We start from the raw sequence: 14,548 nt of genomic DNA, 5'->3' as shown, positions 1-14,548 counted from the left end.
TCAATCCACCTAAGAGGATGTTGTGGACTGACATCGACACGATCATTGCCGTACCCGTCGCTCCCATTAGCGCTAGTGTGCTATTTGTTATCTTGCTGTTCTTTTTTCCTGAAGTCAGTACAGCAGCATTATTGACAAAGCTTTCAGTCTCGTCGTGGTAAGTATGCATTTCGTTCTCCTGAAACGATACGCATATTATTCGGGTTTTCACCCACAAAACCTACAAACCAAAGTACTAAAAAAAACCGTACCTTTGCCTACATAGAATATTTAATACAATCTATTTCACAGCAAATCTAGCAAGTAGACTGCTTATATAGATGTTATAGCTGTTTATTATCAGTATTTAAAATTATATAGGTATACAATTTTATATTCATTGATGAAATTTAGAGAAATAAGCGCCAGATTGCCTATTGACTTTTTTCCCTTTGTTGGTTTTCTCATCAGTATGGAACCGATAATGGCTGGATGTTGAGCTTGTCGCCGACTTGAATTTTAACAGCACCAGAGGGCAGTTCTAAAACCTGAGTAGCAACACTACCCCTGTAAATTGGACAAGGATTTTTTGCACAAGGTGGAGCGTTGTAAATTACCGTCGTCACCATACTATCCTTGATGAAAATGATGTCTAGGGGGATTTTTACTTGCTCCATCCAAAAGGGGACATTTTTGTATTCCTTGCCCAAATTAAACAACATCCCGCGATCGCCGGGCAAATGATTGCGAAACTTCAACCCCTTCTTTAATTCATCAGGTGTAGTAGCTACTTCCAACTTGAATGTGCGATTGTTGTAAGTAAGGGTCTGGATTATAGGTAAATGCTGGGGACGAGTTTGCAAGTAGGCGATAGTTGTTGAAGCGGCAATAATTGATATTCCCGCAATTGGCCCAAGGATGTTTAAGACTTTCAAACCCGCAATAAATAAGTCATTTTGGTTAGGAATTTTTATTAACTGCATAATTAAGAACATCTAAGAATTGAAGAAGAATTCAGAAGTCAGAATGAATCAGTGGGGGATTTAGACCCGCCACTGTCTTATTGACCACTAAATATGCAGATTTAGTGGGGGTGCAAAAACGCTCTGGATTCATCCACCAGTCGCAGAAAATACCTTTCCTGTATTCTGGCGACTGACGCATGTATTCTGGTTCAATAAAATTCCTTATCCAAAAATATTGACATTGCCGGCACTATATATACTTGAGTCAAGGGGACTGGACGGTAAACCTTGTAAATCAGCTTTGTTTCGCATACCCTCAATCCGTTCAGCTTCCCGGATTGCCAGAGGATTCATATTATTTCTCGCTGACAATAATGCTTCAAGTCTAATTTCTAGCGGCGGCAGTTCACCAATAGGTGGAATATCGTCTGTGAACATCAGGCAAAAAGTAGAGATAGCCGCCCTTTCCACAATTGCTTGGATTTCCGCACCCACACAGCGATGGGTCGCTTTGAGCAGTCTGCGCCATTCTTCATCGCTGAACCCATCTCTATCACGGAACCGATAATCAAATCTAGCGAGATGAATTTTAAAAATCGAGTGTCTTTCCCCATTATTGGGTAAATCCACCTTAAAAATGTCGTCAAATCTCCCGCTTCTAGTCAGTTCTGGTGGTAGCCATTCAATGTTGTTGGCAGAAGCAATAATTAATACATCACTCTTTCTTTCCTGCATCCAGGTTAACAACATCCCTGCTAGTCTTCGGGACAAATCATCATTGAGAGTAAATCCCTTGTCAAAGTCGTCTAGGTATAGAATTACACGGTTAATCCTGTCTACTAGTGCCAGCAAGTTTTTTAGCTTGTACTCCGCCATGTTGCCGTAACTACGAAAACTGCCCCACTCTAAAACGATCATCGGAATCCCCAATCGCTGGGAGCAAGCTTTCGCTGAATGAGATTTACCTGTGCCTGGGGGCCCAATCAATAAAATACCTTTGGGTAGCCGAAGATTATATGCTTTAGCTAACGGCGTTAATAAGCGCTTATATGTCTTAAAAGATTCCTGCATCAAGTCCAGTCCGCCAACTTCAATTGCTGGGGGCTGGAGAAACTCAATATTGTAAACTCGCCTGAGCAGGTCAGTTTTGTAAAGAGAAAGTTTTTTTGTCAGTTCTTGGGCTTTGGTACAAGAAGCTGTAGCCCAACTAATCCCATACTCAATATCTGCTAAATAAATCCCCACAGCAGCAAGGGCCATCTCATGAATTTCCTTTTCACTATAGTTTTTTGGCAATACCCCTTGTAGATAATTGCTGATTTCTTCAACTGTTGGCAGTTCTTGTCTAATCGTCGGCACAAATGCGGTAATTTCAGATGAAAGACTGGCGTTTGGCCCCAACAGGATAGCTGTTCTATTTGAGTTCCGGTTGTCAAGTTTCAGATTTATAAGGGCAGACTTAATCCATTCGGCGGTTAAGAAAAAATCCGGGTCAGTAGTTGAGTCTCCCAACCAAGGAAATATCCCCTCTAATATTAAAATGCCTTCTTTTTCAGTAGCTTTCCAAAATCGCAGGATCTCAAAGTAATCTTCGCGTTTATTTTTGGTCATCGGCTGATACTCTAGTACTTGTTGTAAAATCAAGTCCTGCTCATTAACTTGTAACTGATGTAATTGATCGTCTGATAGTGTCCACAGATAGCATAAAACGTGCTTTTGTTGACATTCCCTAGCAATGCTTTTCAGTAGTCTTGCCCTTTCTTGCAGTGGAGATTCTATCGCAATCAAAGGATTGTTTAGTTTTATCAGGTCAAATACTTGCTCTATCAGCCCGGTATTCATCAGTTTTTTTATTTGTTGGTCATCCTGATAATAAAAGTTGTAAAACATTGTTTCCACAGACAAAAGTATTGAAAAATACAGTACTTTTACCTCTTGCTTTTTGGCTACAATATACCATTTTCTCTGAATTCACTCGGTATTATTTGAGTGAGAAAACTACTTATCTTAAGTGCTAAATTAGCATTAAATAGCAAATAAAATTAATATTTAAATCTTAAATATTTTTCGTATTTACCCTTTAATATATTTATCTATATATAGATAAATATATTTAGAAAATTAATATTTAGCGTTAATAAACTGATAAAATAATGAAGAAAATTTCTTTAAAACTAGGTATTTTTATGATGTTTAATCTTAATAAAAACCAGATTTATGTGCTTGCTTTACTGTTAAGTATGGGAGTGTCATCATGTCAATCACCAGAACAGAAAGCCGCAAATGCTCGAAAAGCAGTAGAAGCAGAGCGAGAGCAAAAGTTCAAACAGTTTGTCGAGAGTACGCCTGATTTGTACAAAGTAAATTGGAAAGTTTGTGGCGATGGTTTGATTAGTATATACAAGGATATTAATCAAGGTTGCAGTGAAAGTAGAGATATTCCTACTAAAGGGTTTTTAAATCCGGCTTTTGTTTGGGGGCCTGTCGGAGAAGTTAAGTTTGCTAGCAAGCCAAGTTTCCTCAGAGGGAAGCAAGACACAGGACTCTTTGTTAAATCCAAGGGATGTCTGAAATCGGGTAGTCCTAAAGAACAGCAGTTTTATAAAGTGGAAGAATTTTCATTAAAAAAAGACAGTAATCCTCAACCTACAAATGCCAAAATAGAAATCGTGCCTAAACAGGAAAAAGAGAATATATTGCGAGAAGCTGTCGCAAATGCACAACTAGAAAATGCTTCTTTGACAAATTTTGGTGTATCCTCAAACGGGCTAATTCCTACTGGTAAAGCTTGTCAATCATTTGATGAGTGGAAGAAAGGTAATTAGGAACTCTCTTTCAGTTTAAAGTTCCATTTCCTGATTCTGATGCCGTTGTTGTGAATTATGCTGTTGTAATTTCCGCGAGAGATTGACCAGTTCTTGGTTCCAATCTCTCGCTTTAGACCTGTTTCTTTTTGCCTGTGGCAGCAATTGTTTAATAGCCCGTGCATTTGCATTCCCAAGTTCCGAAGAGTCAAATGCTACTTGTACATTAGGAATATGTTGCAATTGCTCAACAGGTAAGCTATTGGGGCGATCTATAGCCATGTATAGCGTTCTTTTGAGCGGTACCTCACCCTTGACAAGATATTCCAGCATGGCAAAAGACATGGTATCAATGGGAGATTTACACAGCACTAACCTTTCTACAGGCGAAGTTGGCTGTTCACCTAAGTGAAAGTAAAACCAACTCTCACGGCGCTTAGTTCCAAACTCATAGCCCAAGAAATTATTGTTTTCTCCCCGTGTCCCCCGCTTAAATGCACCTTTTGCATGATGCTCTAAAGACCGCATTACGAACACAGCATTTTGTTGGTCATCAGCGTAGACAAGTCCCCTGTTATGCAGAACCTGCACAAACTTTTCAGGTATTCCTCGTTTTTGAGTCAGGTAATGCTCAACTGCAAGCCATTTGTTTTTATCTTCAACTGGTAGCGTGAATTGAGGTCTTGGTTCTAACTGTATAATCTCAGCAGCCACTTGATAACTTTTTGCTATCGCTGCTCCAATAGCCCCCGATTCACCAAATCGCTCATGTAACCAGACAACCGCCTGCCGCAGATCGCATTGGTTAACGTGCATGACTAAATCAATCGCACCATTCCCACCCAATGGAGAACCAGGATCGAGATCGCTGAATTTCGACTCATCTATATTAATGATGTGATTTTCACCACGCCATCGGCTCTGCTCATGATGCAACCCTAACTCCCAAGCCACATCGTCCAAGGGCAAATCACGCAGTTGTTCTGTCTGCTGTTGCCATAACTGGTTTTGCTTCTCTAATTCCTGAATCCGTTTTTGCAAAAGTTCATTTTCAACAGATAGAGCCTTGGCTGTGGCTTCTATCTCTTCTTTGCGGTGTATCGCTCTGTCCCGGTCGGCAGCTTTGGCTTTTAATTGTTCTGAGTTGAGTGAGTCAACCTCTAAGTCCCGTCCAGACTCAACTATGCGGTAAAAGTCTTTGATATCGTAATGTTGCGCCCTACTCCCCTTGATTCCACGTTCTAACCCAATTAGCCGCATTGTGTCATAGTAGGAATCTTGAAACGAGCGAATTTTCTCCCGCCCATCAAAGAAATGATTACATCGGAGTTGCCCCTGCTCATCTAAAGGCACGAAATAAGCGTGAATATGGGGAGTCGCTTCATCTAAGTGCAACTCTGCTCTAACTATCCGTTCTCCATACTCATCTACTAACCACTGGTGAGTCGCTTCTAACCAGTTGTCTAATTTTTCCTGCTCATAATACCCAGCCAATCTTGGACAATCTGGACGAAAATAACTCGCTGATGCTGACAACAAAAACTCTACACAGTACACACCATCCGTGCGAATCTTCCGTTTCTGTTCATGCTCCTCAATTTTCGCTAAAACCAAATCCTCCAGTCGTTCCTCTCTTTCGTTACTGCCAATGAATCTAATATTTTCTCTTCTTGGATCAGCGTTAGGCGTTTCTCGTTCCCGGTTAGCATGAGATGCACTCCCCGCTATGTTACTCCGCTTTAATTTTTTCAGTCGCGCAATCGCATAAGCCATTTTAAACAAACCCTGTTAAAATTATTTTCGACCCAAAATTTTCCATTTTTCGCTCCAAACGCCATACACAAATGGCTAAAATCAAAATAACCCAAGATAAGCGTAGTGGGTACGGTTATTTTATTCTCTAAGCGAAGAATTGTTGTTAGCAAAAAACAGTGGTTCCCTAGAGTAGTCCTAGAGTAGTCCTGGAGTAGTTGTAAAGCAGTCCTAGAGAAATCAGTAATTACTGTTTGCAATTCTCTAAAGCAGTTGTACGACAGTCCCATAGCAATCCTAGACTAGTCGTATAACAGTCTTGGAGAAATTGTAGTTTGGTATACAATTTCGTCATATAAAATTCGCTAAGTCTATGGGATTAGTGGTGATTAAATTAAGTTTCTAAAGGAAAAGAAATCAGTTAGACTTTAATCATATTCTGCATTTTTATTCTGCAAAGTGAAAGCAAAGTGAGTGACGATGTTGCACCTTCCCAGGGAAACTTTTGCATGAAAAAAAATGGAACAGAACCAACAAGTAATTATTTCAATTAAGCGAACGTTAGGCACTATTGATGGACAGATAATTAATTATCTGCACTCCAGACCCTTTGGTTTAGGGAACCTGCCTGAAATAGTAATGTTGACCCTCCTTGAATATTGGTCGCCCTTTGCCATATCTGCTAATGGGGTGGATGGTGAAGAACTCAGGCAGAGGGCAATTTGGTCAATTAAAAAATTAGAAGCACAAGCGGCTTTGATTCGTGAGGTTTTTTTGTCATCTCAAGTTCAAACTGCTGTGACTGTGGACAACTCCTCAGTTAACAACAGTGCTTCGCATGAAAGGCTAATGTCCACCATTGATGATGACGATGACCAAACCTTGGATGAAGACATTGATGAATTGACAGAACTAAAACTGCCAGAAGAAATAAAGCAGATTAACAACCTGTTTAATATCGAATAGTAATTGAGAAAAATTCATGAATACGCAGAAAAAAGGGATTGCACCTGTTTACACAAGGGTAGCTGTGTCCATTGATTTAGGTGGGAGCCAGAGCAAGGTAATTGTTCAGGTATATCCTTCGGGTGTGCCGATGGTAATAGCAATGGAGCCAGAAATTGCAGATGTCGGAAAAAACTCAATTACTCATTTGTCAGGAAACTGTACTTGGGTAGGAATAGGTGATGAGTATTATGTCTTGGGCGCTCTAGCTAAAAATACTTTTGCTGGCACACCAGGACTCAGGGATCTGAAATATCACTATGCTTTACCAAAAATAGCAGGATTATTATGGAAAATTTGTCTTCAATTGGGCTTGAGTAATGGTGTTGACGCTTCCGTGCAATTATTGCTACCGCCAGGAGAAATGTCGGACGGCAAGGATTTGGGTAAGAAGCTGTCAGCAGCCTTGAGAAAAGGAATTGTCACACCAACAGGCAAGTTAAAGCTTAAGCTACATAATTTTTACGTAGCTTCAGAGGGGAGCGGGATTATGGCTTACCGCAGTCGCACTTTGGGGGCATTGTTTGGGCAAAAAAGTATTGGTTTGTTGATGTTGGGCTACCGGAATGCTAGTTTTTTTGTTTCGGCTAAAGGTAATCCCGCAAAAGCTGAATCTACAGAGTTGGGAATGAATTGGCTAGTACAGCAATTTGTAGAGCGTACTGCTGTTGGGCTATCAAAGGATGATTTACGTATACCAAAAGCTTTAGTGTCAGCAAACTTGGGCAATCTGAATGCATTACAGTCGTTATCACGCAAAGCCACATCTGCTGGAGTTGAATCTGATTTAAAGTTGTTTAACTCGGTTTTACTAGATGTCAGAGGTGATTACTGTCGAGCTTTAATTCGGTGGATTAGAAATATTGCCGTATTGGATGAAGTTATCATTTGCGGCGGGACTGCTGAGTTTGTGCATAAGGAATTAACTCAACATTTTGAAAAAGAGGGCATACCCATTGTTTGGAATGGCAATGTCGAGATGCCTAAACGTCTTGATACTCAAGGTTTGGGCGACAGGCTTGCTGATGTCTGGACTGCACACATTACCTATATCAAGATTTTAGACCAAAGTTTTGGCTACGAACGTAAAACTGATTTGGTTCCAGACTATCATCAATCCCCACAATTACGAAATTCCACACCACCCAAAGAAGTTTGGGAGAAAAACGGCTTTTTGACCATGCATCCTGGAGTTTAGCCCGGAGTTAGGAGCTATCACCTACGATTCATGGCGGATACGCGATCGCTCTGATATGGTTTTGTACCACAAGAGCGATCGCTTCGGATAAAGCTAACTATTTTATATCCCAGCCATCAAATAGATTAGGCTGGTCTATTCCGTATTGTCGCTGCACCAATCGTCGCAGTTCTGCTACCGAGTTAGCCGACTTCATCAAAATCAGCACTGATGTGACGTGTGGGGATAATCTCTGTTTTGTTTCATGAGAGAGCATTTGATGAATTTTGTACTTCATAAAGCCCATTTATAAGAACGGGATTAACAATGTCGAGTTTGGCTTTTTCCTCTGGTGTCATCCAACTATAAATGAACTCCCAGTAGTACAAGCCATTCTTGATGTGCTTCTTATGCAGCTTACTAATCCGAGCCAAATTCTCTTCAAACTCAGCTTCAAACATTTTTGTCCAAGGGCAGGGCGTAGACAGAATACGACAATCATCTATCCGGCGTTGTTCAACTGTGCGTTGTTCACCCCAGATTTGCTCGAATCTACTCGTGAGTGAGTATAAAAGCAAGTGCATCTATCAAACTTTGAGCTTGTAGGTTTCCTTTCGTGTCGAAATACCGCCAAATGATTCTAACATCATTTATTGATATCGTTTCAGCACGAGTTCCTACGCCATTAACAGTATATTCCGCAGCTAGTGTAACATGACTTAAGCCTTGCTGCATAAGCTTTTTATATAGTCTAGGTGACTTAAAAGGTAACATGATTAACCAGTTACGATTTATACCTATGATTGAAAGAATTTGATTTTGAGACATGCGGTACTCTTTCGTCTCAACTATTCTGATGGCATCAAACCGATAATTACCTATGTACAATTCAATGGCTTGAGGGCTGCAAACTTTTTCTTAGTCATAATTAGCTGTGCGAGATTTTCATCAACTCTTCGCGCAGCGTTTGTAAATACTCTTTCGAGATAGATGACTATCTCTGATACCTACAATAGATTATTTAGCTAACTCTCGAAGTCAAGATATTGAGTTCAAGCCTTACCATAAATAGACTAAATTTTCTATAGACTGAAGTACTGTTTTTTTCCGTACCTTAGCCAATTGATTTTATGAGAACAGAAAATATAAACTCTGTCTGGAAGAACCATATAACTCACGTTTTCACTTGCAGAATCTGGTGTAGGAGATTGTTCTTTTACACCAATTTTTTAACTATGAAAAAATCATGCAACAACTAAAATTACCAAGCCACAACAACGGTACATACCCTCAAAAGTCAACAGACTCATTCACTATCCCTCAACAGAAAGAGCGACTAGAAAATCTGTTGTATCAGAAAGTTCAACAAGGGGAAGATATATCGCCTTGTATTGAAGCTCTCTATTATTTAGCTTCAAAGCAAACAACACAAGACCAACTGCAAGTGATGTGGGCTGAAGTAATCAAAGAACGCTCGGCATTCAATTCATTGCAAAGAGTAATCATTACAGCCTTCGCCATCTTAGGAATGATTGCCTTTTTTAATGGGGCATTTCGCTCTGTCAAACCATCGGCAGCTGCTAACCCACCTGCTGTTCAAGCTCATTAAAAGGATTTCACGCATAAGCTGAAAGCGTTGTTTGATAATGCTTTCAGCTTATATTATCACTCGCTCTGCATAGCTCCCGCCTAATATGCTGTGTCTTTGTCGAAAGGCAAACTGTCTTCCGGCTCAAAGTTACGCAGGTCTTGCTCCATCTGCTGCCGACGTTGGACGTATGTTCTGCTAGCGCCAATCCGAGCATTCATTTTCTGCTCACCAAAGTTAATACCTTGTTCTGCGTAATCAGCAGACACAGCATCATAATTCTCGACTTCTACTTTCTTGCGCCACTCAAGCTGTTCAAGGGCACTTTCACTGATACCAATTTTCTGAGCGTACTCTACATATTCAGGTCTGAGAGAACCATCAGGGTTAAATTGCTTTTTTTCTTGTTCAGTGAAGAAATCGTAAGCTGTGTAGATTAGCCACGGTTCTGGATCAGTCTCGTCCAGGTGCTTCCACTCGTCGTATTCTTCTTTTAATCTACGAGCATAGTCATCGACTGCTTCTGGATGTGCGCCAAGAGATAACTTTTGTTGTCTTACTTCATCTTTTAAATTTCCATCTGCATTGAACTCTTTTTTATTCATGTTTATCCAACGCTTAATTCTTGACATAAAAACCTCCCCAAACATTAACCAAGTTTCATCAATTTATTAAAATAATGACTCTGGAACTAAAACATTTTGATCCCAGGCTCAATCAATGGATTTATACAGATGAGCGCAAAACTATTTTAACCGAAAAGCTCAGTAATACTTTACTGGAATCATATTTCCCTGATAAAAAGTTTTCATTTGGACATTCAGATGAATACAGTACAGACGAAGATTTAAGGAATCATCCAGATGGACATATTTTATTACTCTCTTCTAAGACCCGCTTACTTTATGGAGAAAAAAAATGTTTAGAAACTATTCAAAAAATTTGTCCAGATAGTAAAGACAGAGGTGCTTATGGTTCAATATTTCTCGGAGCTTGTAAAAATGCAATTTCGGAACGGCTAAATATTCTAGTAGTAGATGATTCTACTGACAACAGGGGTGAAAATGGAGGAATATTATCAAATGATTTAGCATATAAATTAGTTGGTGACTGTTATGGGCAGATTTCAACCCAACTTTATGATAAGCTCACTTCAAGAGAATCACAGCCAGATAAAAGCTACCGTGTTATCCAGCATCGGTTCGGTTGGGTAGAAGGAGACGGAGCAGACACTACTAAATATCGTTTTGGCAAAGGAACCCTCCGACCATACAAACTAGACAAAATAGAATATGCAGATCCAAATAACAAACCCAAAATCGATATAATTCTCCCTGTAAGTAGTTTCAAAGGAACAGATAAGGATAGACCAGCAGGGGCGACTAAACCTCAAATTAAGCCAGGATTATATCAGCAAAATATTTGGTTGGCTGAAAAAGGACAATCTCAACAAGGTCAAATGTCTATCTCCCAACTATTGGCATCTTTCCCTCACGGGCTTAAAGATTTTATTGAGTCACTAGAGGTACAAGCTCAAAGATTAACCTCTATTCAAGATGATCCAAGACTTGTTGCTGCTTACTATTGTGAAAGATACGAAAAACGTAAAGAATCATTGAGCCAAAATAAGTTAAAAACAGGCGAAGTTACAAATCTTGAAACAGATATTAAAAACTTAGGGACAAATGATGACTTAGATGCAGATCAGGAGTTAGATGATGACCCCGCCAAAGATGACTTGTTTATGTACAAACTCATTAAAGGTGATTTACTAGGGCATCAACAGCTTTTAGAAACAGAGAAGGTTAAACAGGAATTAAGTCGGTTTGTACAAAGTGAGTGGCGAGATATTGCTATTGGGAAAACGCTCACTTTTGACCGAGGGATGATTATTCCCTCCAAGGAACTCAAAAATGGTGAAATTTGTGTTTCATGGGAAAAAAATGAAGAGAAAATTCTTAACTTCCGTTCTCCTTTTCTGAATTCTAATGGATTGTGTGTGTCTACCAACAAGCACGTTGAAGATCAAATCGGGCCAGATGGGAAGGTTTTAGAAGGCATAATTGTAGTCAATGACGAAGACCACAAGCGCATACAAGGCAGAATTACAGAGTTAGAAACACAAGGGGTTGATGTTGATTTTATCGACCCAGCAGAAACCGAATCAGAACGCCAAGCACGAGATTTTGATGGTGACTGCATTGGTGTGGCACGAGCCAGCTTGTATCCCAATTTAACAGCCGAAGCCGAGTACAGAAACCAACCCCAGAATGCTTATGCTCCGACAGTTAAGCTCAAAAAGCAATCATTCTATGATCCCACCGATGGAAGCCAGCCCCCATTTGAAAAAATCGCTATCCACATGAGCGATAGTATTAGTGTGGGAGTAATCAACAATCAAGTTACTGCATTGGAGGCATTAGAATCAGAAATAGAAATACTAAAAACTTACGGTACTTTTGAGCAGAAATCAAATTATTTAGACCAAGTTTCTAGTCATTATCAAAGTTTATTTGAACAGGAATATGACCAGAAGCCCAAACCAATTAGAGCAGAGTACAAACCCTTCATGCAATCTGTTGTAACTTTAGCAGAGAATCCTAATAAAACGCCAGAGATTATGCATCAGGCAATGGATGTTAACCGCCTGATGTACCGAGAAATGATTGGTGAGGGGTGTTATCAAAACCAAATAGCGGTTGATTTATTCAAAAGTGCTAAAAAACCTGAGATGGATAAAATCAGGGAAAACAGCCGCTACTTATATCGTGATGTTAACTATATTAAAGATAAGAAATCACGTTCAGTTTATTTAAACTCTGGCATTACTCCCACTGGTTACTCTCCTGTAGAATTATTAATTAATCAAACTAATAAATATTTCCAGCAATCACAATTAGAATCGCGCCCCATCGTTCAGTTTAAAGACTTGTTCAAAGGAGTAGAATTTACACCACAGCAGAAATTTGCAGCGATCGCCGCGAAGTACGAGTTCGATGTGAAATTCAACGCTGCGGTTCGGATGTCTCAACGGCGTGAAACCGAGAAAGGGCCATCCGCAATTGTGCAAACTCCACAAGGGGCGAAGCTGGAAATTACCAATCTAATTCGTTACGGGCATCCTGAAATCTGGAAAGCCCAGACGTTGAACATTCGCCTAGAAGAAATTAAATTTACAAACAGTGACCGCCCCCATAAATTATTGGCAGTCGCACAAATTAATGACGAGGTTAGGGAAGATGGAAAACCTGCATACCGTCATCTTGGAACAGTTAGCCAACAATCTATGACTGACCATAACCTCAAACCGGGGATGACCACACAGGGAGCTAAGATACTGGAATTCAAACCAGAACTTACTCGGAGTCAAACTAAATTACTCTTTGCTTTGGCAAATGATGCGGCTGTTGCATTTTACGCTTCAATACCAGAGTCAGAGAAGCTTGCTGCTGCGGCGGCTGCCTGGAACATCTCTGCATCCCGCCAAGATGAACTTGAAGTTGCACGTAAGCACGACGACACAAGTGCTTACGCAAAAAAAGTCTCCAACTTCGCCTTTGCTGCTTTCCCAAACGAAATTATCTCCCGCTTAAACGAACTGCAATTTAGCGAATCAAAGTTAGTCACATTAAATAATGAAGCAAATCAATTTTTGGGCAGAAAATGGAACCCACTCGAATTGCACCCGATAGAAATCAGAGCCTCTCACCACCCACCGGGACACGAACGCCATGTTTCCAGACTGTTGTTTGTACAGGACGGCGACGGCGAATACAAGGAATTCGCCATGCTTGAACCCAGAACCGGAATGCTGCCTATTGGCACAAAGGCGCAAGCTAATTTCGTTGGCGTGGAACCTGCTACTGCTAAGGCCACTATTGGTTTACCTGGAAATGAACCCATTGAGATAACTATCCGCGAACTTAAAAATTTCTCCTACCCAGGAATTGTTTTTAACGACCAACCCGTAAATTTAGAATTTGGTACTGTGCCAGTTCCTGATAAAACAGTAAAAATTAAATTAGATGCCTTGACTTTGGGGGAGTTAGACAGTGATTCTGTCGAACAGTTAAAACAAGTTAATTACCTAAAAAATGGTAATCCCCTGAAATTAAAACTCACTTCTATCTCCGAAACTGGTAGTCTTGCGTTTGTGCTGGGCGAGTCGTCAAATGGTAATCTCCTGAAAATTAATAAAATTAACTTTTATGATTTTTCTGGTCAGACATTTAATGATCAAGATTACCGAAAACTGACTATAGAAACGCCACCTTTAAAAACTAGAGATGCCGTGTTTTTGAATGGTGAACCCTTGGGAGTACTGCACTTTAAGAAAGATAAGGACGCGCTCAAACAGCTTGGACTACTCAAAAGCGGTGAACTTACATCCGCGCCTGCTATTATTCAAAGTAATTTTTCACTAGTGTGCGCCAAAATTGACCCAACGAGCGTTGAATATCCTACTATGTGGACGAAGGAATTTCAAGTTTTTGGGACTCAATCGATTAACCGCCAACAACAGCAGATGATTGATAGTAGTGCTAAAATTCTACACAAAATTAAAGAACGTCCTACATTCCTCTTTGCTACCCCAGAAGACAAAATGCTGGGTTTAACACAACTGGTAGTAGACAACCACAAAGTAGATACTGTAACCAAGTGGTTAGCTGACCAAAATGTGGACTTTGCTCCCGTCCCAGCAGAGGATGTACTCAAAGAAACTAAAAAGGGATTAGCAGTATTTAACTTGGTTAATAGTTCAATTCTTCCTAAAACTTTGTCGAGTATGACCAAGAAATTTGGGGACGTGATTGAATCAAGTACTGAATATCAGCAACTCGTTAGCTCCCTTGCCACACGACCGCAATTTTTAAAACCGCCAGAACAAACAGCACAATCCCCACCTAACCAATCTATAACTCCATTACTCTCCAGCACTCCTTCTACACCAGACATTAGTAATAGCGTGAAAACCGAACCTTTAGGTGTAGAGAAGCCCCCAACAGTCACTATTGATGACTTGAGAAATTGGTACAATGCCGCCGATAAGTTAGGGAAGTCAGAAAATTACAAAAAACGCATTGTAGAAGTGGCTTATGGGTTTAAATCTGGTGAGCAATTATCAGCCCAAGCCTTGACAGTAATGAATAAAGATACATCTGAGCTTGAAGCCATTAGTCGGCTGACTCAAATTGCTCAAAGGATTGGCATGGTTTGGGGTAAGTCTAATGAAAATGGCACTCAAGTTTTAGGAAAAATTTATGACTTGGCTTTCAAT

12 protein-coding genes are annotated in these 14,548 nt (G+C 40.2%); 5 read left to right on the top strand and 7 right to left on the bottom strand.

Translation table 11 applies throughout. The features are described 5' to 3' along the window. Window positions 1-446: 446 nt before the first annotated feature. Window positions 447-962 (bottom strand): DUF192 domain-containing protein, encoded by a 516-nt coding sequence (locus A4S05_RS21375; protein WP_069071811.1) that lies wholly within the window; start codon window positions 960-962, stop codon window positions 447-449. A 204-nt stretch (window positions 963-1,166) separates the two neighbouring features. Then, window positions 1,167-2,786 carry an ATP-binding protein gene (locus tag A4S05_RS21370; protein ID WP_069071810.1) on the bottom strand — a complete coding sequence of 540 codons (1,620 nt, stop codon included), beginning with the start codon at window positions 2,784-2,786 and terminating at the stop codon, window positions 1,167-1,169. Window positions 2,787-3,097: 311 nt separating this feature from the next. On the opposite strand from A4S05_RS21370, the gene A4S05_RS21365 reads away from it, so the two are divergent. Next, complete coding sequence (locus A4S05_RS21365) at window positions 3,098-3,769, top strand: hypothetical protein (protein ID WP_084227189.1); 672 nt, start codon at window positions 3,098-3,100, stop codon at window positions 3,767-3,769. Between the two features lie 15 nt (window positions 3,770-3,784). Here the strand turns inward: A4S05_RS21365 and mobV are convergent, their stop codons facing one another. After that, window positions 3,785-5,521, bottom strand: a complete 1,737-nt coding sequence (gene mobV / locus A4S05_RS21360; protein WP_069071802.1) for a MobV family relaxase — start codon at window positions 5,519-5,521, stop codon at window positions 3,785-3,787. 498 nt (window positions 5,522-6,019) lie between these two features. Between mobV and A4S05_RS21355 the strand changes: the two genes are divergently transcribed. Both A4S05_RS21355 and A4S05_RS21350 read left to right on the top strand, forming a co-directional pair. After that, the gene (locus A4S05_RS21355; protein WP_069071801.1) at window positions 6,020-6,466 is read left to right on the top strand and encodes a hypothetical protein; all 447 of its coding nucleotides are present in this window, start codon (window positions 6,020-6,022) and stop codon (window positions 6,464-6,466) included. A gap of 16 nt (window positions 6,467-6,482) precedes the next feature. Then, window positions 6,483-7,703 carry a ParM/StbA family protein gene (locus A4S05_RS21350; RefSeq protein WP_069071800.1) on the top strand — a complete coding sequence of 407 codons (1,221 nt, stop codon included), beginning with the start codon at window positions 6,483-6,485 and terminating at the stop codon, window positions 7,701-7,703. Window positions 7,704-7,800: 97 nt separating this feature from the next. Here the strand turns inward: A4S05_RS21350 and A4S05_RS41815 are convergent, their stop codons facing one another. Genes A4S05_RS41815 through A4S05_RS21340 form a run of 3 tightly spaced genes read right to left on the bottom strand, consistent with a single transcriptional unit; the run spans window position 7,801 to window position 8,417 of the window. Then, window positions 7,801-7,959 carry a hypothetical protein gene (locus tag A4S05_RS41815; RefSeq protein WP_176727061.1) on the bottom strand — a complete coding sequence of 53 codons (159 nt, stop codon included), beginning with the start codon at window positions 7,957-7,959 and terminating at the stop codon, window positions 7,801-7,803. Continuing rightward, complete coding sequence (locus A4S05_RS40465) at window positions 7,946-8,266, bottom strand: hypothetical protein (protein ID WP_141699773.1); 321 nt, start codon at window positions 8,264-8,266, stop codon at window positions 7,946-7,948. Before A4S05_RS40465 ends, A4S05_RS41815 begins: the two co-directional genes overlap by 14 nt. After that, on the bottom strand, window positions 8,235-8,417 hold the full coding sequence (locus tag A4S05_RS21340; protein WP_141699772.1) for a hypothetical protein: 183 nt from the start codon (window positions 8,415-8,417) through the stop codon (window positions 8,235-8,237). The genes A4S05_RS40465 and A4S05_RS21340 overlap by 32 nt, the downstream gene beginning before the upstream one ends. A 511-nt stretch (window positions 8,418-8,928) precedes the next feature. On the opposite strand from A4S05_RS21340, the gene A4S05_RS21335 reads away from it, so the two are divergent. Further along, complete coding sequence (locus A4S05_RS21335) at window positions 8,929-9,291, top strand: hypothetical protein (protein WP_069071797.1); 363 nt, start codon at window positions 8,929-8,931, stop codon at window positions 9,289-9,291. Between the two features lie 80 nt (window positions 9,292-9,371). On the opposite strand, the gene A4S05_RS21330 is transcribed toward A4S05_RS21335, so the two are convergent. After that, a complete protein-coding gene (locus A4S05_RS21330) occupies window positions 9,372-9,902 on the bottom strand; it encodes a hypothetical protein (RefSeq protein WP_069071796.1) in 531 nt (176 codons plus the stop codon). Between the two features lie 47 nt (window positions 9,903-9,949). Here A4S05_RS21330 and A4S05_RS21325 point away from each other — a divergent pair. After that, on the top strand, window positions 9,950-14,548 hold a 4,599-nt coding region (locus A4S05_RS21325; RefSeq protein WP_069071795.1), incomplete at its 3' end, for a hypothetical protein.

Origin of the sequence: Nostoc sp. KVJ20 (assembly GCF_001712795.1) — a bacterium.
Taxonomy (GTDB): Bacteria; Cyanobacteriota; Cyanobacteriia; order Cyanobacteriales; family Nostocaceae; genus Nostoc.
This window is presented reverse-complemented; position numbering and strand designations above follow the sequence as displayed.

Excerpts from the sequence above, each read along its gene's own strand:
- A4S05_RS21375 (WP_069071811.1), bottom strand. The coding sequence starts at position 962 with ATGCAGTTAATAAAAATTCCTAACCAAAATGACTTATTTATTGCGGGT.
- A4S05_RS21370 (WP_069071810.1), bottom strand. The coding sequence starts at position 2,786 with ATGAATACCGGGCTGATAGAGCAAGTATTTGACCTGATAAAACTAAAC.
- A4S05_RS21365 (WP_084227189.1), top strand. The coding sequence starts at position 3,098 with ATGAAGAAAATTTCTTTAAAACTAGGTATTTTTATGATGTTTAATCTT.
- mobV (WP_069071802.1), bottom strand. The coding sequence starts at position 5,521 with ATGGCTTATGCGATTGCGCGACTGAAAAAATTAAAGCGGAGTAACATA.
- A4S05_RS21355 (WP_069071801.1), top strand. The coding sequence starts at position 6,020 with ATGGAACAGAACCAACAAGTAATTATTTCAATTAAGCGAACGTTAGGC.
- A4S05_RS21350 (WP_069071800.1), top strand. The coding sequence starts at position 6,483 with ATGAATACGCAGAAAAAAGGGATTGCACCTGTTTACACAAGGGTAGCT.
- A4S05_RS41815 (WP_176727061.1), bottom strand. The coding sequence starts at position 7,959 with ATGCTCTCTCATGAAACAAAACAGAGATTATCCCCACACGTCACATCA.
- A4S05_RS40465 (WP_141699773.1), bottom strand. The coding sequence starts at position 8,266 with ATGCACTTGCTTTTATACTCACTCACGAGTAGATTCGAGCAAATCTGG.
- A4S05_RS21340 (WP_141699772.1), bottom strand. The coding sequence starts at position 8,417 with ATGCAGCAAGGCTTAAGTCATGTTACACTAGCTGCGGAATATACTGTT.
- A4S05_RS21335 (WP_069071797.1), top strand. The coding sequence starts at position 8,929 with ATGCAACAACTAAAATTACCAAGCCACAACAACGGTACATACCCTCAA.
- A4S05_RS21330 (WP_069071796.1), bottom strand. The coding sequence starts at position 9,902 with ATGTCAAGAATTAAGCGTTGGATAAACATGAATAAAAAAGAGTTCAAT.